The sequence below is a fragment of the Chryseomicrobium imtechense genome (assembly GCF_041475995.1).
In the GTDB taxonomy this organism is placed as follows: domain Bacteria; phylum Bacillota; class Bacilli; order Bacillales_A; family Planococcaceae; genus Chryseomicrobium; species Chryseomicrobium aureum.
Map to the genome: position 1 here is coordinate 82,705 of NZ_JBGOBM010000007.1, position 21,881 is coordinate 104,585.

Here is a 21,881-nt window from a genome sequence, read left to right on the forward strand (position 1 = left end):
GTCATCTCACTTTCTATAGTTAAGCGCTTCATAAACTAGCCAAAGCGCTACTTTTTCAGCATTATGGCGAACACTGCCGTCACGGACGATTGCGATGTCTCGTTTGATAACGTTTACACCGAGCGACCGTATCTTTTCAACATCTACGACAACAGGTGCCGCATGTTCTTCTGAATACGAAGTTATAACACGGTCAGGTACATCGATATCTGAAGCAAGCACAACATCAATCAGTCCGGGTCCTGTGTGATTTATAATTGCTTGCAGGTGATGAGAAGCTTTGTACTTTTCTGTCTCACCTGCTTGCGTCATCAAATTACACATATAGACGCGTAAGGCTTTCGAATTTCGAATTTCTTGTTGAATTTCAGTTACTAGCAAATTCGGTAAAATACTTGTATATAAGGAACCCGGTCCAATGACAATCAGGTCCGCTTTACGAATCGCTTGAACGGCTTCGGGAAGGGGCTCTACATCTTCTGGTGTGATCATCACACTTCGAATGGGCTTATCTACAAGCGGTATTTTGGATTCACCTGTCACAATGGAACCATCTTCATAGACGGCATGGAGTGTCACGACTTGATTGGCAGCTGGTAAAACTTTGCCGTTAATATTTAAGACGCGACTCATCTCACTCACTGCATTCCCAAAGTCTCCTGTAATATCGGTTAAAGCGGCAAGCATCAAATTACCAAGTGCATGGCCTTCTAAATCTTTGGAGTGATTGAACCGGTACTGGAACATCGCCTCTACGAGCGGCTCAACATCCGAAAGAGCAGCAATGACATTACGCACATCTCCTGGAGGTGGAATGTCATAATCTTCACGAAGTCTGCCCGAGCTTCCGCCGTCATCTGCAACTGTAACGATTGCTGTGATGTCGACAGGCAATTTTTTTAATCCACGTAGTAAGGTGGATAGACCTGTTCCGCCGCCGAGGACGACGACTTTGATGCGTTCAGTTGGCTTCGGCAACGAATGGCCCTCCTTCTCAATTATTTTACGTCTCGATGTTTGATTACTGTTGGTGCTTCTTTTTTCAAATAGTCTCCGAAGTATTCGGCTAACGTGACAGAACGGTGCTGGCCACCTGTACAACCAAAAGCAATGACTAGCTGACTTTTTCCTTCACGCTTGTAATGCGGAATCATAAATTCAAATAGATCCGTCAACTTCTCAACGAGCTTTTTTGTTTCCGACCACTTCATGACGTAGCTGGATACTTCGTGATCACGCCCTGACATCGGACGGAGCTCTTCAATATAAAATGGATTCGGTAAGAAACGCACATCGAACACTAAGTCCGCATCAATCGGCATTCCGTGTTTGAATCCGAAAGACATCACGTTGATGATGAACGGTGAGTGGGCTTCATTTGAAAATGTCCGCTCAATCTCAGCGCGCAATTCTTTTGGTTTCAAATTTGATGTATCAATGATGTGTTGAGCTCGACCCTTTAATTCTTCAAGCATCAACCGTTCTTTATTAATCCCTTCAAGAGGAAGACCCAATTTTGCAAGAGGATGTGATCGTCTTGATTCTTTGTAACGGCTTACCAGAGTTTGGTTATCCGCCTCTAAAAATAAAATACGCGGGCTGATATTGCGGCTTTCCTGCAAATGGTTGAGTGTTTGCGAAATTGGACCAAACACTTCACCGCCACGAACATCCATTACAAGTGCGATTTTAGTCAATTGTTTATCTGAATCCACAAGCAAATCTACAAATGTTGATAAAAGGTCTGGTGGTAAATTATCGATACAGTAATACCCCATATCTTCGAAGCTTTGAATCGCGACAGATTTCCCTGCCCCTGACATACCTGTGATGATGACGATATCTGTTGATGGTTGTGGTGTTTCTTCCATCATGACGGATGCACCTCCTGAGATGTTTGTAATCGATGATCCAGCAATTCAAAATCTTCTGTATAGGTGAATGTCCCGTATTGGATTCCTGGTTGCGTAGCAGCAAACACAAGATTCATCCGGTCACCTTCAGCCATTGGTAGCGTTTGAAGCGCTTCAACGGGATGCCATTCTAAAACACCTTCATGGTTTTCTTTATACGGAACTCCGTCCAAATCAAATGCGACAAGAGTCGATAAAAGCCATTCCGAGATGACGGTCTCTCCATCTTTGATCAACATGGTGTATAGACCTTTAATATGAGGATTTACTGGCGTTGTACCGGTTTCTTCGGTAAATTCGCGAATGCCTGCTTCAAAAACAGACTCTCCATGATCCGTTTTTCCGCCCGGAGCGACATACCAGTTTCGTCGAGGTTTTTTTAATAGAAGTACTTTGCCATCTTTGATGACAAGTAGATTTACAATACGCTGCATCGGCTCTCTCCATCTTTTTCTATACTATCTTATTAGTATACTATAATTTCGAATCTCTACATAAAAAAAGAGGCTGCCCCCTCGACTTATAAAGCGAGGAAACAGCCTATCAAAGAAAACCTATATAAAAAGGGGGTCAATTTATAGTTCTTAGTATACACGACTATTGTTGCATTCTGATTACAGCAGTATTAAGAAATGATTAAGATAATTGATCTTCTAATTTCTCAATATAGTGTTGAGCAGATTGTGCAGCAATCGAACCGTCACCAGTAGCTGTAACGATTTGACGTAGCATCTTTTCACGAACATCTCCAGCAGCAAAGATTCCTGGAATTTTCGTTTGCATTTTTTCGTCCGTTACGATGTAGCCCTGGGTATTCAAGATACCTAAGTTTTCAAATGGTTTTGTAAGTGGCAGCATTCCGATGTAGATGAAAATACCATCTGCTTTGAACTCGGTTTCTTCTGCACTTTCTGTAGACACGAGTGTCACAGAGCCTACTTTTCCATTTTCCTCATTGATTTCTTTGACTGTTGTGTTCCAGATGAAGTTTACTTTGTCATTTGCAAATGCGCGGTCTTGAAGAATTTTTTGTGCGCGTAATTGATCACGACGGTGAACAATTGTCACTTTGTCAGCAAAGCGTGTTAAGAATACGCCTTCTTCTACGGCAGAATCTCCGCCGCCGACTACCACTAGTTCTTTCCCTTTGAAGAAAGCCCCGTCACATACTGCACAATAGCTGACTCCACGGCCACCTAGTTCGTTTTCTCCTGGAATGCCCATTTTTTTGTATTCAGCACCGGAAGAAATGATAACTGCCTTTGCACGGTATTCTTTCCCACCGGCTTTCACAAGTTTCGTATCTCCTTCATCAATGATGCTTTCGACATCCCCATACGCGTATTGCGCACCAAATTTCTTAGCGTGATCAAACATTTTTGTCGAAAGTTCAGGGCCGAGGATCGTCTCAAAACCTGGGTAGTTTTCTACTTCTTCAGTGTTAGCCATTTGCCCACCTGGAATACCGCGCTCTAACATTAGCGTCGATAGGTTGGCACGTGATGTATATACAGCGGCTGTCATCCCAGCAGGACCGGCACCGATAATAATAACGTCATAATTGTTCGTGATTTCTGACATGATTGTTCCTCCTACATGTAAGTAATTCTATCCTTATCTCAATCTACTTGATTTGACAGTAGCATTCAACATTTCTGCCCATTAAGCGTCGTAAAAAGGAAAGAATGCCATTAGCTCGTTCACATATTTCGTAAGCGTCGGCACAGACACCTCATAATGCTCGGCAAATTGCTTTTTCGTTGCGTCTTTCGAGCGAGAAGACGCATACATATAAGCTGTAGCTGCCGCCAGTGCTTTTGTATTTTTAAACGTATAGCCCTGTTGCAACCCGCGTTCCATCATAACAAACCACATTTCATACATGTAGGCATGTTGGTAGGTCAATGGACTGTGGTGCTGATAAAACAAATCTGCGACTTTCATCGCTTGGACAAAGGATTTTTCAGCAGGAACTTTCATCGAGAATTCATGATTCAGCGAATAGCCAACGATTAATTTTTCGAATGCCGAGAGCTTCGTTACATCAATCAGTTTTGGATGCGCCACAATCGTATGCAGATGCACAGATTTCCCCATTAAATAAAGGGCAACAGCTCGAGAGGGAGCAGAGTCACTTTGTAATTTTCCGATTAAAAAGTCATACTCATTTTCTACCCCAGAAGGGTCTTCTTCTTCCTGCACCTTCCATGGCTCAAAACCTTCTTTTGTTGGATCAAGTCGAATCAATTCTAACCACGCTTGATGCGCGCGGTCTTTGCGCCCTGAAAAATACGCAGAATGAGCGAGCCAAAAGTAAAAGCTCGGGTCTTCACCAAACCCAATCTTCTGGAGCTGGCGTAAAATGCGATAGCCTTCTTCATGTTTCCCAAGAAGCGCAAATGTCGCCCCTAGTTTGAACCGCTGGTCGATTGCAATCGGCTTAATCTTTTCGAGAACAGCAAGTACTTCTTTTAATTCTTTATACGATTGTTTGTAGTGGGCAAGAACGGCCAAGTTACAAAGTGCGTGCAAGTTTCCTTGATCGACTCGCAATACTTCGTGGAGTAGTGCTGTTGCTTGTTCTTCTTCACCGATATAGAAATACGCAAGCGCTAAGTTATTAAATGCCGGCCAGAACGTATCATTTTCTGCGACAATTGTTTCAAGTAGCACAACGGCTTCTTCAAACCGACCACGCTCCATCATCTTACGCGCTTTTTCTTGCAGGAAGACCACGTCGGAAGAAGGGCCATCTTCTGATAGATCCATCCCACCTTCGACTTCCGTGAAATCCAAAATCTCAAGTGCTTCTTCTAAGTAGACTCCGTCGTCTTCCATTTGAATATAGTTGGTTGCGTAGCGGTTCGCTTCTGCAAACATGCCAAGATGCGCATGGATTTCAGCTAAAAAGAACACGATATCGGAATCGTTCGGGTCTAAGGTATGCGCTGTATAGAGATAGTCCTGTGCTTCATCGAAACTTTCAGCCTCCATGAGTAAGATGCCATACTGCATCAAAATCATCGGGTCTTCTGGACTTAACTCTACTGCGCGTTTCAAATATTTTTGAGCCTTTGCAAATTGTTCCTTCTTCAATTCACCAAGGGCTTTTTGATAGTAATATTCACCTGTCGGGATAAAACTGACAACATTTTCTGGTTGTGATTTACGTGATTTTTTCAAGAGTGTCCTCCAAGGTTTTCATCATGAAAGAACAGGAACGCGGCAATCACGTTCCTGTTACGTTTATTCTTCAGTATAGCATAATGTGGAAAGTTTTTCGCACTCTTGATTTCACTACTTCGCAGCACGCTGTTCAAGGATTTTCAACACTTCATCAAATGGTACATGCTGGTTTTGTAGCATGACAAGTAAGTGATAGATCAGGTCAGCAGCTTCCATAGAAAGTTCTTCTGCATCATTGTTTTTTGCAGCGATGACTACTTCTGTCGCTTCTTCTCCAATTTTCTTCCCAATCTTGTCGACGCCTTTTTCAAACAGATAGGTCGTGTAGGCGCCTTCTGGTCGAGATGCGTAGCGATCTTTGATGACTTCTTCCAGTGCAGCAATCGCTTGGACAGAAGGACCAGCGTCACCTTCAAGTACCGGTTCAAAGAAGCAGCTGTCTGCACCGGTATGACACGCTGGACCATTTGGAAGTACGGCTACAACAAGAGCGTCTTGATCACAATCTGCTGAGATAGAGACGACGCGCTGCGTGTTTCCGGAGGTAGCTCCTTTGTGCCACAGCTCTTGGCGGCTTCTGCTGTAGAGCCAAGTCTCTTTTGTTTCAAGGGTTTTGTTGTACGATTCCTCGTTCATGTACGCAAGGGTCAGTACTTCTTTTGTTTTTGCATGTTGGAGGACAACTGGAATCAGTCCGTTTTCGTCAAATCGAAGGTTCATTGTACCACTTCCTTTGCTTGTGCAACTGTGAATCGTCCACTGTAAATTGCTTTTCCGACAATGACGCCTGCAATCGTCGACTCTTTTGCCGCTGCTTTCACAGCACGAATATCATCAAGTGAACTAATGCCACCTGACACGATGACGTTCAATCCTGTCTCATTTGCGAGTGTTTTGGTCGCTCCTAAGTTAGGTCCTGCGAGTGTACCGTCCATCGCAATATCAGTGAAGACGATATGTTTTGCTCCCGCTTTTGCAAATCGGTTCCCCACTTCCACAGCTGTCAGCTCAGATGTTTCTAACCAACCGTGAGTTGCGACGAAACCATCTTTAGCATCGAGCCCAAGCACGATACGGTCACCACCAAATTTCGAAAGCATCTCTTCGACAAGTTCAGGCTCTTTCACTGTAAGGCTTCCGATGATTACGCGGTCAATGCCCTTGTCTAAATAGAATGCTGCATCTTCAAGAGATCGAATCCCTCCACCGATTTGAACAGAAATCCCTAGCTCTTGTTTGATTTTCACAACTTCATCTGCATGAGGTTTTGTGCCGTCTTTTGCTCCGTCAAGATCCACTAAGTGAATCCAATCAGCACCTTGCTCTACAAATGATTTCGCCATTTCAAACGGAGAGTCTCCATATATAGTCTGTTGATCATAATCGCCTTGGTAAAGACGCACACATTTGCCATCTTTCATGTCGATAGCCGGATATAGTTGAACCATTGTTGACTTCCTCCTTACGATAGAGAGCCCTTTGTAGAAGGAACTCCTGTTACACGTGGATCGATTTGTGTCGCTTCATCTAACGCTCGTGCCAATCCTTTGAAAATCGCTTCAATCATGTGGTGCGTATTGTGTCCGTAATGCACGATGACATGGACGTTCATTCGTGATTCTAATGCAAACTTCCATAAGAATTCATGCACGAGCTCGACGTCGAACGTGCCGACTTTTTCTTTTGGGAACTCTGCTCGGAACTCTAAGTGAGGGCGGTTCGACACATCAACCACCACTTGCGCTAAAGCGTCATCCATCGGGATAAAGGCACTGCCGTAGCGCTTGATTCCTTTTTTATCACCCAGTGCTTCTAGAATGACTTGCCCGAGTACGATTGCGACATCTTCTGTCGTGTGGTGATCATCGATATGCGTATCACCTTTCGCAGTAATTTTCCCATCAAACAACCCATGGCGAACAAACAGGTCGAGCATATGATCTAAAAAGCCAACACCCGTATCAATTGTCGATTGTCCTGTCCCATCGATTGCTAGTTCTACGTTTACATACGTCTCGCTCGTCTTTCGCTCTTTTTGTGCTTTACGTGTCGTCATGTTAGTTGTCCTCCAGGTCTCTTCGTATTTCAACAGCGCGCGCATGTCCCTCTAACTGTTCCATGCGAGCTAAACGGGCTACTTTTGGGTAGTTTTCTTGCCATAGCTCTTTTGAATAATAAATAACACTCATCTTTTTTTGGAAATCTTCTACACTTAGGCCACTTGAAAAACGAGCTGTGCTGTTTGTCGGAAGCACGTGATTCGTCCCTGCAAAATAATCCCCAATCGGTTCAGATGAATAGCGACCGATGAAAATGGCTCCGGCATGTCGAATCTGCTTGCTCACTTCTTCAGCGTTACGTGTCATGATTTCTAAATGTTCCGGTGCTAGCTGATTCACTGCAGCAATGGCTTGATCCATCGACTCGACAACATAGCTCGTTCCATACGCTTCAATCGAAGCCCTAGCGATTTCTTCACGCGGAAGTGTTTGCAGTTGGCGTTCAACTTCCACTGCTACTTCGTCTGCTAGTTTGTCACTTGTTGTGATGAGAATTGAGCATGCTAACGGGTCGTGTTCCGCTTGAGCGAGAAGGTCCGCTGCGACATCTGCTGCAAACGCTGTCTCATCTGCGAGCACGGCCACTTCACTCGGACCTGCGATACTGTCGATGGACACAGTGCCGAACACTTCACGTTTTGCGAGCGCTACGAAGCGGTTCCCTGGCCCTGTGATTTTGTCGACTTTCGGAATCGATTCCGTTCCGTATGCTAAAGCTGCAATGGCTTGTGCGCCACCGACTTTGTAAATTTCATCGACACCTGCAATAGCCGCTGCCACAAGCACTCCAGTAGGAATTGTTCCGTCTGCAGAAGGTGGTGTCGTGATAACAAGCTTTTTGACACCTGCGACTTTCGCTGGAATTGCGTTCATCAGAACAGAAGACGGATAAGCTGCTGTTCCACCTGGTACGTATAGCCCCGCTGCGTCCATTGGCAAAAAGCGGTAGGCAAGATAACTTTCCGCATCTAATGGATGGACGATATCTTCACGCAATTGAAGCGTATGGAAGCGACGGATATTGTCTGCTGCTTCTTCAAGGTCTTGCTTGAGTTCTGGGTCAATGTCAGCAAGTGCTTGTTGAATTTCCTCTTGAGTAACGCGTAATGTGTTGAGTTTTGCTTTGTCCCATTTTAATGTGAACTCGAAAAGCGCTTTATCACCAGACAGTTTGACTTGTTCAATGATGTCTTGCACAATTTGGCGGTCTGCTTCTGACCCTTGATCAACTGAGCGCTGAATAGAAACCTCTTGAGACCAGTTTACTTTTTTCATTCCACTTCCGCCTCCACTGCTTCTCGAAGTCGTTTCGCCATTTCTCGAATACGCTGTTGTTTGATGCGGTAGCTGACCGGATTTGCAATGAGTCGAGATGTGATATCGACAATTTTTTCGTATTCTACAAGTCCGTTTTCTTTTAATGTTCGCCCTGTCGATACGATATCGACAATGCGATCTGCAAGTCCAATCATCGGCGCAAGCTCAATCGATCCATTCAGTTCAATGATTTCGACTTGCTCTCCTTTTTCTTTGTAAAACGAAGTCGCAATCGATGGATATTTCGTTGCAACACGTGGTGCCACATCATTCATCTTCGTATCTGGAAGGCCTGCTGTTGCCATGTAACAGTAGCTGATTTTTAAGTCTACAAGCTCCATGACACTTCGTTGTTGCTCAAGGAGCACATCTTTTCCTGCCACCCCAAGATCCGCAACACCGTGTTCCACATAGACGGGAACGTCCATCGGTTTCGCTAAAATAAACCGTAGTTTTTCTTCCGGCACTTCCACAATCAGTTTACGGGAGTCTTCCATCTCTTCAGGAAGTTGATAGCCCGCTGCTGCAAGAAGTTCCAGTGCCTCTTCAAATATACGGCCTTTTGGCATCGCAATTGTTAAAAAGTCCATTACAGTTCACCTTCTGTCAAATCCGTCACTTGATCAAAGTTCTTCTCAAAACTCTCTGTGTCTTGGACGGCTTGTTTTAATTGAATCGTTACAAATTCTCCTTGTTGCTTATACTCTGCAGCCAGGTCGAGCGCTTTTGCGTACATGCTTTGAGTCGTATACAGTAAGCGACGAGTTACGGGTTCAGTTGACGTTGGCAAGATTTCAAGAAGGTGGTCGATACGAATACTAAATCCAGTCGCACCCACTTCTGTTCCAAATTGCTTCAATAAATCATCATAGCGTCCACCATTTCCTAACGGGAAGCCACTGCCTGCACCGTACACCTCGAAAACCATTCCTGTGTAGTAGTGCATGTGACTGACGACTAACGGATCCACTTGAAACACATTTTTTAATTCCGACAGTGTTTCAATCGTTTCGATGACCGATACGAATTGTTTCGTCTCATTTGTCGCAAGTTCAGGGAAGGCTTGGAGTAGGTCTTTTAAAGAAGTACCCCCGATCGCCTCTTGGAAAAACGCATAAAATGTATTTGACTCTTTATAATCTGCAGCCCAGCGGTCGATGCTGACAAAGTTTTTTTCCACTAAAAATTCTCGAACACGCTGTTGCTCTTCAGCTGATGGAATCAATGTCTCAAGTGCTTGATTGATGAGCCCAGCATGGCCAATCGTAATGGTGAAGTCTTCAAGACCCAGTTCACGCAGTAACCCTGCGGCTAGCCGCAAGATCTCGCTGTCCGCGAGTGCCGATGTATCCCCTAAAAGCTCAAGTCCTAATTGTTCAAATTCGGCTGGACGTCCGCCCTCTCGTTGTTGCGCACGGAACACTGTCGAATTGTAAGCGAGTCGCAATGGGTTTTTTTCTTTCAACAGTTTCGCAGCTGCTACTCGTGCGATTGGTGTTGTGAGGTCTGGTCGAAGAACGAGCATCTCCCCTTGGTTATCTACGAGTTTAAAAAGGGCTGCTTCATCGAGAGCACTGATTTTCCCGATAGTTTCGAAGTATTCCAGTGACGGCGTTTGAATAAACTCATAGCCGTTTTTGGTTATATAGGACATCGCTTTTGTGCGAAGGGTTTGGTGGTGTGTGTAGAGTTTTGGAAGTGTGTCCCGCATGCCAAGCGGTTTTTCGAACGGTTGTATGATTGACATCTAGATCGCCTCACTTTAAACACTTTAGTATGCTAGAGTAGTAGAGAAATGAATTATTTATTTAGTGTACGGTATGCTATAGTATTCGTCAACTGTTGGGGCTTTTCCTTTATCTATTAGATGTGGAGAACGCCACTCTAGAAACTCCGAGGAAATTAGACGTACCCATGAAGGCGTTTTTCAGCCTTTGTGGGTGCGGCTGATTCCGGAGCGTGTTTCTGGCGTTCGCAACTCGATTCCAATTAGATGTGGAGCCGACTGTTCAGAAATTGTGCAATTTTAGACGTTGAGTTCCATTACGGGGTTGCTTTCCGTGGGCGCTGCGTGAGCTTCCTCGTCGCAGGCTCCTGCGGGATCTCACGACAGACTTTGATCCCACTGGAGTCAACCCCTTCATTCCACTCAACTTTAGTTTTAGATATGGAGAACGCTGCTCTAGAAAATTCTGATACATCGTGAGATACGCGTTGACAGAAACCCAATAAAATAGGGGTACTCAACTGCCTGTTTATGTTTCATTGAAATTACAATGGTTGACTGTTTAGTGGCAACAAATCCTGGAAGCCAGGTCGTCATTTCCCGGGCCATCAGGGTTTTCCCGAGACCCGGCAACGAAGATGAAAGTGCTCTTCTTTCATCTTACGTGGGGAGGCTCGGGGAAATCCTCCCAGGAAATGACGACCTGGGTGGAAGGATTTCCAGGTATAATTCGGTAAATTGTGACAGGCACCATATGGGAGTGGTTTCCAAATGGTGACAGGCACCCACAAAAAAGTATAAAAGAAAACCCGGCCCACTCTTGGACCAGGTTGAGTTAGTTGCGTATGATTTGCATTGGGTTTCCACCGACGAACGCTCCAGCAGGAACATCTTTGTGGACCAAAGTTGCCGCTGAGACTGTGGCACCGTCCCCGATTGTGACACCAGGTAGGATGGTCGTATTTGCGCCAATTAAGACATTGTCACCAATGATGACATCTCCGAGACGGTATTCATCAATCAAATATTCATGGGCAAGAATGGTTGTGTTGTAGCCGATTATTGAGTTCCGTCCGACTTTAATTTTCTCTGGGAACATGACGTCGACCATGACCATCAGGGCAAAAGCTGACTGTTCCCCAACTTCCATCTTCAAAAATGTCCGGTAGAGCCAATTCTTCAACTTCAGTGAAGGCGAATAGCGCGTCATTTGAATGACAATGAAGTTTTTCATGACTTTAGTTAAAGGAACCGTTTTGTAAATCTGCCAAAGCGAGTTACTTTCAGTTACAGGGTAACGCGTAGTGTTTCTCATTTGTCTTCGCCATCCACAATCGTAAGAAGTTCATCCATACTATGTAGTGTAAATTTCGGCTCAAACGCAAGTAAATAATCCAATCCCTTGATAGACCAAGCAACAGCCACTGAATCTACACCAGCTGCTCGCCCCGCCATAATATCATGGAAGTTATCCCCTACCATCAGTGCTACTTCAGGAGCTACATTCAGCTTTGACAGTGCCAATTGTACAGGTTCTGGATCTGGCTTTGCATTCTTTACGTCATCTAAGCCTATAACGGCAGAGAAATACTCACGGATAGCCATTAGATTCAAAGCGCGTTCGATCATTTCGTTTCTTTTCGTCGAAACAATCGCTAACTGGATGCCTCTGGCGTGCAGCTCTTTCACTGTATCTACCACTCCAGGAAAAGCCTGCACCATCGAATCGTGGTTCTCTACATTCCATTTCCGGTAAGCGGCAATCAAGTCGTCCACTTTTGTTGGGTCTACTTGAGTAAAGGTCTCATAAAGAGGCGGTCCTAAGAAAGGAAGGATGGATTCTCTTGAATATTTCCCTGGAAATTTCTCATCCAACACAGTTTGGAATGTTTGAATGATCAATTCATTTGTATCAATCAATGTACCATCTAAATCAAATAAAACTGCTTTGTAGTGTGACATAGCTACTGCGTCACCTCTTTCTGTTGAGTGCGTTCTGCTCTCCTCCAGACATACGCGACAGCGATTGTTAAGACGAATGCTGTAATTAAACGTATTAATAGGAGTGGCAGAATAGGAATTCCTAAAGGTATAAAGATGAGTGTATCTTCTACAATGGCGTGACACGCAACTAGGAAGATAAATACGAGTGTTGCGTCTTTTTTGCTGACCCCGTCTTCTTGCACGGCTTGAATCATAACGCCTGCACCATAAGCAAGCCCGATCACTAGACCCGCTACGAGCGTAGAGGATGCATTTGGTTGTACACCTAAAACGCGTGTGAGCGGTCCCATGCGGTCACTAAGTTTTTGCATATAGCCTTTCTCGCGTAAAAACTGAATGACAATCATGAGTGGAATAACGATGAGTGCTAATTGGAACACACCGATCGCCGCTTTTTGTAAAGCAAGGAGCACGATTTCTCCCCATCCTTCTGGAACGGCAGTTTTTGCTTGAATGACCCCATATTGAGCCGTCTCACTTCCACCTTTCCATAGCCAATTAATCAATACAGCGGAAATGATGGCAAGCCCGAAACGGACAACTAAGACGACCCAAAGTTTGACACCGACTCGCAGTGCCACACCCGTCTCAATGAAGATGTTATGGGAAAAAGATAGCATAACGGCTAATATAAATACTTCTTTAACCGTCAGCTCTAAAGATAAGATCCCTGCGATTCCTGCATACAAATTCAATGCATTCCCCAGAACAAGTGGGATGGCTGCTTCACCAGGTAAACCAATCAGACGCATGAAAGGCGCAATCAATTCTGTTACCCAAGGAAGTACCGGGGTGAACTGCAAGATAGTTAAAATAAACGTGATGGGAAAGATGATTTTCCCGAGTGTCCAAGCTGTCTTCAGTCCTGCTTGCGCACCGCGTTTCCAAATCCCCACGAGCATGGCCTTCTTTCTTAATCTTGATAGCGTACTTTCACTTTTAACACAAAACGACGATATACAAATACAATGATTGCGACAACAATCGTTACAAGGGAAACGACCTGTGCCGTTCTCAAATCTCCCACTAAATAAAGACTATCTGTACGAAGCCCTTCAATAAAGAAGCGACCAACAGAGTACCATGTTAAGTAGAACAAGAACATTTCACCGCGCAACAGATTCACTTTGCGAAGGACGATCAAAATGACGACCCCCGTCAAGTTCCAGATAGATTCATACAAAAATGTCGGATGATAATACGTTCCACGAATGTTCATCTGTTCGATGATCCAGTTCGGAATGTATAAACTTTCTAAGAAACTGCGCGTCACTTCACCACCATGCGCTTCTTGATTGATGAAGTTGCCCCAGCGCCCAACCGTTTGCCCAATTAAAATACTTGGTGCGACAATGTCGGTTACTTTCAGGAACGAATCTTTCCGCTTTCTTGTGAAGAAGTACGCTGTTAAGAACGATGCAATCAACGCACCGTGAATCGCGATTCCACCTTCCCAAATTTTAAAAGCGTCCAGTGGATTGTCTGCGTAGTTTTCCCACTTGAAAATAACGTAGTAAATACGTGCTCCGATGATTGCGAGTGGAATTGCCCACAGCAATAGATCAGTTAAATATTCTTGATGGAAGCCACGCTTGACCATCTCTTTTTGCGCTACTAAAAATGCAACGACGATTCCGAGCGCAATAATAACGCCATACCAACGAATTGACAACGGTCCGAGTTGAAACGCAACTGGATCGATGGCAAGTAAAACACTATCCCACATGCAAAGTTCCTGCTTTCTATTTAGAATTGATGACGGAATCTAGGCGGTTTGCAAAATCTTCTGCCGCGTTCATCCCCATTTTTTTCAATCTGTGATTCATGGCGGCCACTTCAATAATAACCGCTAAGTTTCTACCTGGTCGGACAGGAACCGTCAATTTCGTAATTTCCGAATCAATGATTGGCATTTTTTCTTCTTCTATCCCGAGACGATCATAATTTTTTGCCCCGTCCCATAGTTCCAGTTCAATAACGAGAGTGACTCGCTTTTGACTACGGACTGCCGAAGCCCCGAACAACGTCATAATGTCGATGATACCAAGTCCGCGAATTTCTAGCAGATGTTCAATCAATTTAGGCGCTGATCCGATCAGTACGCCCTCGCCTTCTTGACGAATCTCCACACAATCATCTGCCACGAGTCGGTGACCACGTTTGACAAGTTCTAGAGCCGTCTCACTTTTCCCGACGCCGGATTTCCCGATGATGAGAACACCAACACCGTGGATGTCGACCAACACACCATGAACGGCTGTCATCGGTGCAAGTTCCCGTTCTAAAAAGTTTGTCAGCTGACTATAAAAGCGCGTCGTCGGAATATGCGTTTTAAATACTGGCACTGATTTTTCATTAGAAGCTGCAAGAAGTTCTTCTGGCACTTCATGATTGTGCGCCACGATAATGGCAGGTGTATCTGCAGCACAGAGCTTCAGCATACGCTGCTGTTTTTCATTTGGCTCGAGTAGTTCAAAAAATGAGAGCTCGGTCTTTCCTAATAGTTGGACGCGTGAAGACGGATAATGTGTAAAATAGCCCGCCATCTCAAGTCCTGGCCGTGAGATATCAATAATCGAAATGTGTCGTCCAATTCCTTCTTCCCCACTAACGAGTGTAAGCGGAAATTGTTCGAGCAAATCTTTTGCGGTGACGTGGGCCATACGGTTCCCCCTTTTCAAAAACATATCTCTTATTGTAGCACGACTTCTCGAGGGAATTGTATCCTTCCGCCCTCCTTTTCTCTATTTATTCTGAAAAGGAGGAGAAGTCAATGTGTATAGTTTTGGACCCAGGTCATGGCCCTTTCACTGCTGGTAAGCGTTCACCGGATGGTAGATTGCGGGAGTATCATGTCAATGTAGCGATTGCAAAATTTGTTCAGCAAGAATTAGAGGGAATTGTGACATGTCACTTCACCACGAACGGAGATAGGGACGTCCCTTTATGGGAAAGGTCGCAGTTTGCCAATCAGTTGAAAGCCAGTTTGTTTGTGTCAATTCACGCAAATGCGTATGGGTCGACCTGGAACGCTGTTTCTGGAATTGAAACCTATATTGCCCCACGAGCGAGCAAGAAATCTCATCTTGTTGCTAAGGCTGTGCAGGCTCAGTTAGTGAAGAAGACGGGACGCTTGGATCGAGGTGTGAAAACAGGGAATTTCCATGTACTAACACGCACTACTATGCCAGCTATCTTGGTAGAGGTGGGTTTTATGACAAATCGAGTGGAGTGTGAGTTGTTGTTGTCGGAGGAGTACCAGCGGAAGTGTGCGAAAGGGATTGCTGCGGGGATTCGAAGTGTACTTTAGAAGAAAGGGGTGACAGGCACCATTTGGGAACTGATGGTAAATGGTGCCTGTCACCTCCATGTAGCATCCACAAAAAAAAGCCTTGCCGCGATGGCAAGGCTTTTCCTATGAATTAGCGATTCTCTGGATCATGCGTATTTGATGAATCGAATGCATCATTTAACGCTTCCGTTGTCGATGTATCTTCTGTAGAAGTCGTCGCTGCAGGAGCGGGTGCATGTGATTCTTCTGTTGTTGTATAGCGAACAACAACAGTACCTGTCTTCGCTTCCCCTGATACGTAGAGAGGTGCTTGATCGTCATCTGTTGCTTTTGTGAACGAAACTTTCTTCATCATAAATTGTTCCGAATGATTCGTCTGCGTCACATCTGCAAGTTGGACATCTAGCTGCCCTAGTTGTGTAGAGGCTTCACCTTTAAGTGGTAAGTGACGTGGAACGTATAATTCCACATTACCGGCTAACGCGGAACCTTCTAATTTACGCGGTGACTGATGCTTAGTCGTCAATACAAGATTTCCGTTGACGCTCGTCGCTTCAAGGTCACGAATTTTTCCTTCTACGTAAATACGGCCGTTCACTGCTTCTACTTCTACTGCTTCCCCGTTTACATCCTTCAATTGAACAGCACCATTGACAGTTTCAATGTCCACTTCCTCAATTTCCATGTGGTGGAGCGAAACTTTGCCGTTTGTCGTCTTCACTTTAATATGTTTCGCATCAAACGATCCAGCCGTTAAATCGCCGTTGAATAAACGAACGGTTAATTGCTCGTAGTGATGTTTCGGGACTTTCAAGGTAAGGTGAGCAGCAATCGTCTTCATATCGCTAAATACACGTAAGCGCCCATCTTCTTCTTTAAATACAAAGTCGGAGTGTAATTTTTGACGTAACTCTTCTTCCGGCATAGAACGGTATGACTTTACTGTCACATCTCCTGTAACATGCGCTTCGTCTGTCGGATAAATTTCCACTTTCCCATTTGCGATGTCTACTGTAATCGAACGAAGTGATTCCGGGTGAAGCGTATAAGAATCTTTAATCGTCACAGCGTCTCCAAATGGATTGTCGAAATCAAATTGCCGAAGCTTTTCGACCGTCCCTTGCATCATCTGCATGACACGCTCACCTACTACAGTAAAATCACGCTTTGCATCTTCAATGAAATCACGGTTACGATTCGTCGTTTCTTTTGTGTCTTGTTTGAAGCTCGTATGTGTCTGTTCTTGTTGTTTCGATAAAGCATCCAGCAGTCCCATTGCCTCTTGTGCAGTAATTTGTCCGTTTTCTAGCATATCCAATATACGTTTACGTTCATCTTGCATGGTGTGGCCTCCTCTTTCTACTGGTATTCTTTCTTCCTACAGTATCTCATACGTCTGGCAAACAAAAAAGTTTCATCCCTTGGCTTTATTTAGCTTTTGTAGCTGTCTTCACAGAAGCTTCCATACGCGCTTTGTCACGCTCAAGCACCGGTTTTAAATAACGGCCTGTATACGATTCAGGAACTTCACATATTTCTTCAGGGGTTCCAGTAGCTACAAGAGTACCACCTTTGTCTCCGCCTTCTGGACCGAGATCGATCATGTAATCTGCCGTCTTGATAACATCCAAATTATGCTCGATAACCAACACAGTTTCCCCGTTGTCTACGAGACGTTGCAATACGACAAGTAAACGAGCGATATCATCTACATGTAGTCCAGTTGTTGGTTCATCCAAAATATAGAAGCTTTTTCCTGTAGAGCGTTTATGCAATTCACTTGCAAGTTTCACACGTTGCGCTTCCCCACCAGAAAGTGTTGTTGCTGGCTGACCCAATGTCATATAGCCAAGTCCGACATCGACAATCGTTTGGAGTTTACGATGGATTTTCGGATGATTTTCAAAGAATAGAACCGCATCTTCAATTGTCATCTCTAAAATATCTGAGATGTTTTTCCCTTTGTATTTCACTTCCAAAGTCTCACGGTTGTAACGTTTTCCATGACATACTTCACACGGCACATAGACGTCTGGTAAGAAGTGCATCTCAATTTTTAAAATCCCGTCTCCGCGGCAGGCTTCACAGCGACCGCCTTTCACGTTGAAACTGAAGCGCCCTTTTTTATAGCCGCGCACTTTCGCTTCATTCGTCGCAGCAAACACATCCCGAATATCATCAAACACGCCTGTGTACGTTGCCGGATTGGAACGAGGCGTTCTCCCAATCGGAGACTGATCAATATCTATGATTTTTTCAAGTTGTTCGATTCCAGTGACTCCTTTACTCGCACCCGGTTTTGTTTTTGCACGATTAATTTTTTGTGCGAGTGATTTATAAAGGATTTCATTGATCAATGTACTCTTTCCAGACCCGGAAACGCCTGTGACTGCTGTGAATAAACCAAGTGGAATGTCGACAGAGACACCTTTCAAATTGTTTTCCGTTGCTTCATGAATCGTTAATTTCCGACCATCTGATTCTCGGCGTTCCACTGGCACGGGGATGAACTTCTTACCACTCAAATAGTGGCCCGTGAGTGATTTTTTACTCTTCATCACTTGTTTAGGAGTTCCAGCAGCAACAATCTCTCCGCCGTGCACACCAGCTCCTGGACCTATATCAATGAGATAATCCGCCGCCATCATTGTATCTTCATCATGTTCAACGACAATTAATGTGTTCCCGATATCTCGCATGCTTTGAAGCGTCCCGATGAGTCGGTCATTATCGCGTTGGTGAAGGCCGATTGATGGCTCATCTAAAATGTATAGAACACCGGTTAAACGCGAACCGATCTGTGTCGCCAAACGAATACGTTGCGCTTCTCCACCAGAAAGGGTTCCAGCAGCGCGGTTAAGCGTTAAATAATCCAGTCCCACATTGATTAAGAAACCTAGACGCTCTTCGATCTCACGTAAAATAAGGCGGGCGATCTGCATATCTTTTTCAGAAAGGTTCAAACCGTTGAAAAACGCTTGTGCTTCTTCAATCGAATACTCACTGACTTCCCCGATATGCAAGCTTTCTACTTTTACCGCTCGAGACTCTTCCTTCAAGCGGTACCCACTACATGTCGGACATGCATGTTCTGCCATATATTTTTCCATTTGCTCACGAATATAGTCGGACGATGTATCTTTGTAGCGGCGTTCAACATTTGCAAGTACTCCTTCAAAGTAAATCATGTTATCGCGCACTTGCCCGAATTCATTTACGTAGCGGAAGCGAATCTTCTCTTTCCCGGAACCGTTCATGATTTTATCCCACTGGTCTTTAGGCAAATCTTTAACCGGCTTTTTCATGGAAATTTTATAGTGTTTCGCCACAGCTTCTAATAATTTTGGATAGTAGTTCGAACTCGTCGGCTGCCAGGCAACAATTGCCCCGTCCGCTAATGATAAGGACATATCCGGAACAACTAGTTCTTGATCCACTTCTAATTTCATCCCCAACCCATCACAGTCTGGACAAGCTCCAAATGGACTGTTAAACGAGAACATACGCGGCTCTAATTCACCGATTGAGAATCCACAGTACGGGCATGCGTGATGCTCAGAAAACAATAACTCCTCTTCTCCGATGACATCGATAATGACATTCCCTTCTGCCAAACGTAGTGCCGCTTCTAATGAATCACTTAGTCGAGGTTCCACACCTTCTTTGATAACGATACGGTCAATCACGACAGAAATTGTGTGCTTTTTATTTTTGTCTAACTCAATATTGTCATCTAGATCTACCAAGTCTTCATTGATACGAACTCGGACATACCCCTGTTTTCGCAAGTCTTCAAACAATTTCACATGTGTCCCCTTACGTCCGGAAACAACAGGTGCGAGCACTTGAAGCTTCGTTCGTTCTGGATATTCCATTATGCGGTCCACCATCTGTTCGATTGTTTGAGAGGTAATTTCGATTCCGTGGTTTGGACAGATCGGTTTTCCTACTCGTGCATACAATAGGCGTAGATAATCATTGATTTCTGTTACCGTCCCTACTGTAGAGCGAGGATTACGACTCGTAGTTTTTTGATCGATTGAAATCGCGGGAGAAAGACCCTCAATCGTATCGACGTCCGGCTTATCCATCTGGCCTAAAAATTGACGCGCATAAGCAGACAGGGACTCTACATAGCGTCTCTGTCCTTCTGCATAAATCGTATCAAATGCGAGAGAAGATTTACCGGAACCCGACAATCCGGTCATCACGACCAGTTTGTCACGAGGAATGGTCAAACTCACATTTTTTAAGTTATGGGCACGTGCCCCTTCTATTCGAATCTCTTGGTGCTTCATTTAGCTTCCTCCCTCTAACTTTAATTCGAGAAGTGCATCCCGAAGCTCTGCTGCTCGCTCAAAGTTAAGTGCGCGTGCAGCATCTTTCATTTCTTTTTCAATGCTCATGATGAGCGTCTCGCGTTCTTCTTTCGTCAACTTCTTACCAGAAACAAGTTGTTGTGCGTAGCTTTCCACTTCTTCCGTCTCTTGCGTCGCACGAATTACTTCACGCACTTTTTTCGCAATCGTCGTTGGTGTGATGCCATGCTTTTCGTTGTACGCCATCTGAATCTCACGACGACGTTTGGTCTCATCGATGGCTTTTTGCATGGAATCTGTGATTTTGTCGGCATACATAATCACTTCACCATTCGAGTTACGAGCTGCACGCCCGATCGTCTGAATGAGTGAACGTTCCGAGCGCAGGAAGCCTTCTTTATCTGCATCAAGAATCGCTACTAACGAAACTTCTGGAATATCTAGACCTTCTCGTAACAAGTTGATTCCAATCAACACGTCATATGTTCCCAGTCGAAGCTCGCGAATGATTTCTATCCGCTCTAGCGTCTTGATTTCAGAGTGAAGGTATTGCACTTTAATTTGCAGCTCTTTTAAATAATCCGCAAGATCTTCTGACATCTTCTTCGTCAATGTTGTAATCAACACACGTTCGTTTCGTTCTGCTCGCACATTGATTTCATGAATCAAATCATCAATCTGTCCGGTGATCGGACGGATATGAATGACAGGATCAAGTAAACCAGTCGGACGAATAATTTGTTCAACCATTTCTGGTGTATGGTCAAGTTCATACGGGCCTGGTGTGGCCGACACATAAATTGCTTGATGAATGCGTTCTTCATACTCCTCAAACTTTAACGGACGGTTGTCGAGTGCGGAAGGTAATCGGAAACCGTGTTCGACTAACACAGATTTACGCGCTTGGTCACCGTTGTACATGCCGCGCACTTGTGGCAAGGACACGTGACTTTCATCGACAATAAGTAAGAAGTCATCTGGAAAATAATCGAGCAAAGTATACGGAGTGGCACCCGGTTCACGCAATGTCAAATGACGAGAGTAGTTTTCAATACCCGAGCAGAAGCCCATTTCACGCATCATCTCTAAATCATAGTTCGTGCGTTGTTCTAGGCGTTGCGCTTCTAGTAATTTATCTTCAGCACGTAATTTCTTCAGTTGTTCTTCAAGTTCGCGCTCAATATTTTCAATAGCAATCTTCATTTTCTCTTCACGCGTAACGAAGTGGGATGCTGGGAAAATAGCCACGTGATCTCGTTCTGCTACAATTTCACCGGTCAATGCGTCTACTTCTCGAATGCGATCAATTTCGTCTCCAAAAAACTCAACACGAATACACTTCTCATCTCGAGAAGCGGGGAAAATTTCTACCACGTCACCTCGCACACGGAATGTTCCTCGAATAAAATTCACATCGTTGCGCTCGTACTGGACATCTACAAGGCGACGCAGCAGTTGGTTGCGTTCAATCTCCATACCCGTTCGAAGAGATACAACCATTTCTTTGTATTCTTCCGGATTCCCTAAACCATAAATACACGAAACCGATGCAATGATGATGACATCTTTTCGTTCAAAAAGAGAGGATGTAGCAGAGTGGCGAAGTTTATCAATTTCATCGTTTATGCTTGAATCTTTTTCAATATACGTATCGGTTTGGGGTACATACGCTTCCGGTTGATAGTAGTCATAATAGCTGACGAAGTATTCGACTGCATTGTTTGGAAAGAATTCTTTGAACTCACTATAAAGTTGACCAGCAAGCGTTTTATTATGTGCCATCACTAAAGTGGGGCGATTAATTTCTTTGATCACGTTAGAGACCGTAAATGTTTTCCCTGTGCCTGTTGCACCGAGTAATGTCTGATGCCGTTTTCCTTCTTTGACGCCAGCGATCAGTTCTCGGATTGCGGTTATTTGATCTCCTGCTGGTTCATAAGGAGCTTGCAAGTCAAAAAGGGTCTGTTCCGCCATTTCACTACACTTCCTTCTATATAAAATCTCTCCGTATCTTCGTTTCTCTCATGATACCCTTTTTACAAAGAGTTAAAAACGAACGTATGT

At 44.5% G+C, this 21,881-nt stretch carries 20 protein-coding genes; 1 reads left to right on the top strand and 19 read right to left on the bottom strand.

Translation table 11 applies throughout. The features are described from left to right. Positions 1-6 precede the first annotated feature (6 nt). The 16 genes from mgfK to hprK all read right to left on the bottom strand — a co-directional run bounded on the left by mgfK (position 7) and on the right by hprK (position 14,869). Positions 7-978, bottom strand: coding sequence for a gluconeogenesis morphogenetic factor MgfK (gene mgfK, locus AB5N96_RS08750; RefSeq protein ID WP_499705283.1), 972 nt, complete (start codon positions 976-978; stop codon positions 7-9). A gap of 20 nt (positions 979-998) precedes the next feature. Then, positions 999-1,871 (bottom strand): RNase adapter RapZ, encoded by an 873-nt coding sequence (gene rapZ, locus AB5N96_RS08755; RefSeq protein ID WP_204591011.1) that lies wholly within the window; start codon positions 1,869-1,871, stop codon positions 999-1,001. Further along, complete coding sequence (locus AB5N96_RS08760; RefSeq protein WP_392454298.1) at positions 1,871-2,347, bottom strand: NUDIX domain-containing protein; 477 nt, start codon at positions 2,345-2,347, stop codon at positions 1,871-1,873. The genes rapZ and AB5N96_RS08760 overlap by 1 nt, the downstream gene beginning before the upstream one ends. Positions 2,348-2,549: 202 nt before the next feature. After that, positions 2,550-3,494, bottom strand: coding sequence for a thioredoxin-disulfide reductase (trxB, locus tag AB5N96_RS08765; protein ID WP_204590956.1), 945 nt, complete (start codon positions 3,492-3,494; stop codon positions 2,550-2,552). A gap of 81 nt (positions 3,495-3,575) precedes the next feature. After that, positions 3,576-5,096 carry a tetratricopeptide repeat protein gene (locus AB5N96_RS08770; RefSeq protein ID WP_499705284.1) on the bottom strand — a complete coding sequence of 507 codons (1,521 nt, stop codon included), beginning with the start codon at positions 5,094-5,096 and terminating at the stop codon, positions 3,576-3,578. Between the two features lie 114 nt (positions 5,097-5,210). Then, positions 5,211-5,819 (bottom strand): bifunctional phosphoribosyl-AMP cyclohydrolase/phosphoribosyl-ATP diphosphatase HisIE, encoded by a 609-nt coding sequence (gene hisIE / locus AB5N96_RS08775; protein ID WP_204590958.1) that lies wholly within the window; start codon positions 5,817-5,819, stop codon positions 5,211-5,213. Continuing rightward, positions 5,816-6,547 carry a 1-(5-phosphoribosyl)-5-[(5-phosphoribosylamino)methylideneamino]imidazole-4-carboxamide isomerase gene (gene hisA, locus AB5N96_RS08780; RefSeq protein ID WP_499705285.1) on the bottom strand — a complete coding sequence of 244 codons (732 nt, stop codon included), beginning with the start codon at positions 6,545-6,547 and terminating at the stop codon, positions 5,816-5,818. Before hisA ends, hisIE begins: the two co-directional genes overlap by 4 nt. A gap of 14 nt (positions 6,548-6,561) precedes the next feature. Then, positions 6,562-7,155, bottom strand: coding sequence for an imidazoleglycerol-phosphate dehydratase HisB (gene hisB, locus AB5N96_RS08785; RefSeq protein ID WP_499705286.1), 594 nt, complete (start codon positions 7,153-7,155; stop codon positions 6,562-6,564). Between the two features lies 1 nt (position 7,156). Continuing rightward, complete coding sequence (gene hisD, locus AB5N96_RS08790; protein WP_499705287.1) at positions 7,157-8,434, bottom strand: histidinol dehydrogenase; 1,278 nt, start codon at positions 8,432-8,434, stop codon at positions 7,157-7,159. Then, positions 8,431-9,066: an ATP phosphoribosyltransferase gene (hisG, locus tag AB5N96_RS08795; protein WP_204590963.1), complete on the bottom strand. Its 636-nt coding sequence runs from the start codon at positions 9,064-9,066 to the stop codon at positions 8,431-8,433. The genes hisD and hisG overlap by 4 nt, the downstream gene beginning before the upstream one ends. Next, entirely contained in the window at positions 9,066-10,223 is a 1,158-nt protein-coding gene (locus AB5N96_RS08800) for an ATP phosphoribosyltransferase regulatory subunit (protein ID WP_499705288.1), read from the bottom strand. The genes hisG and AB5N96_RS08800 overlap by 1 nt, the downstream gene beginning before the upstream one ends. An 814-nt stretch (positions 10,224-11,037) precedes the next feature. Beyond that, the gene (locus AB5N96_RS08805) at positions 11,038-11,517 is read right to left on the bottom strand and encodes an acyltransferase (RefSeq protein ID WP_204590967.1); all 480 of its coding nucleotides are present in this window, start codon (positions 11,515-11,517) and stop codon (positions 11,038-11,040) included. Further along, positions 11,514-12,164, bottom strand: a complete 651-nt coding sequence (gene ppaX, locus AB5N96_RS08810; RefSeq protein WP_204590968.1) for a pyrophosphatase PpaX — start codon at positions 12,162-12,164, stop codon at positions 11,514-11,516. The genes AB5N96_RS08805 and ppaX overlap by 4 nt, the downstream gene beginning before the upstream one ends. 2 nt (positions 12,165-12,166) lie before the next feature. Further along, positions 12,167-13,108, bottom strand: coding sequence for a nucleoside recognition domain-containing protein (locus AB5N96_RS08815; protein WP_204590970.1), 942 nt, complete (start codon positions 13,106-13,108; stop codon positions 12,167-12,169). Positions 13,109-13,119: 11 nt separating this feature from the next. Further along, positions 13,120-13,932, bottom strand: coding sequence for a prolipoprotein diacylglyceryl transferase (lgt, locus tag AB5N96_RS08820; protein WP_204590972.1), 813 nt, complete (start codon positions 13,930-13,932; stop codon positions 13,120-13,122). A gap of 16 nt (positions 13,933-13,948) precedes the next feature. Next, entirely contained in the window at positions 13,949-14,869 is a 921-nt protein-coding gene (gene hprK, locus AB5N96_RS08825) for an HPr(Ser) kinase/phosphatase (RefSeq protein ID WP_499705290.1), read from the bottom strand. A gap of 110 nt (positions 14,870-14,979) precedes the next feature. Between hprK and AB5N96_RS08830 the strand changes: the two genes are divergently transcribed. Further along, entirely contained in the window at positions 14,980-15,516 is a 537-nt protein-coding gene (locus AB5N96_RS08830; protein WP_499705291.1) for an N-acetylmuramoyl-L-alanine amidase family protein, read from the top strand. A 112-nt stretch (positions 15,517-15,628) separates the two neighbouring features. Here AB5N96_RS08830 and AB5N96_RS08835 read toward each other — a convergent pair whose 3' ends face one another. The 3 genes from AB5N96_RS08835 to uvrB form a co-directional block, all read right to left on the bottom strand. Next, the gene (locus AB5N96_RS08835; RefSeq protein WP_499705292.1) at positions 15,629-16,840 is read right to left on the bottom strand and encodes a DUF4097 family beta strand repeat-containing protein; all 1,212 of its coding nucleotides are present in this window, start codon (positions 16,838-16,840) and stop codon (positions 15,629-15,631) included. Between the two features lie 85 nt (positions 16,841-16,925). Next, positions 16,926-19,796: an excinuclease ABC subunit UvrA gene (gene uvrA / locus AB5N96_RS08840; protein WP_499705293.1), complete on the bottom strand. Its 2,871-nt coding sequence runs from the start codon at positions 19,794-19,796 to the stop codon at positions 16,926-16,928. Then, on the bottom strand, positions 19,797-21,791 hold the full coding sequence (gene uvrB, locus AB5N96_RS08845) for an excinuclease ABC subunit UvrB (RefSeq protein WP_204590982.1): 1,995 nt from the start codon (positions 21,789-21,791) through the stop codon (positions 19,797-19,799). Positions 21,792-21,881: the final 90 nt, after the last annotated feature.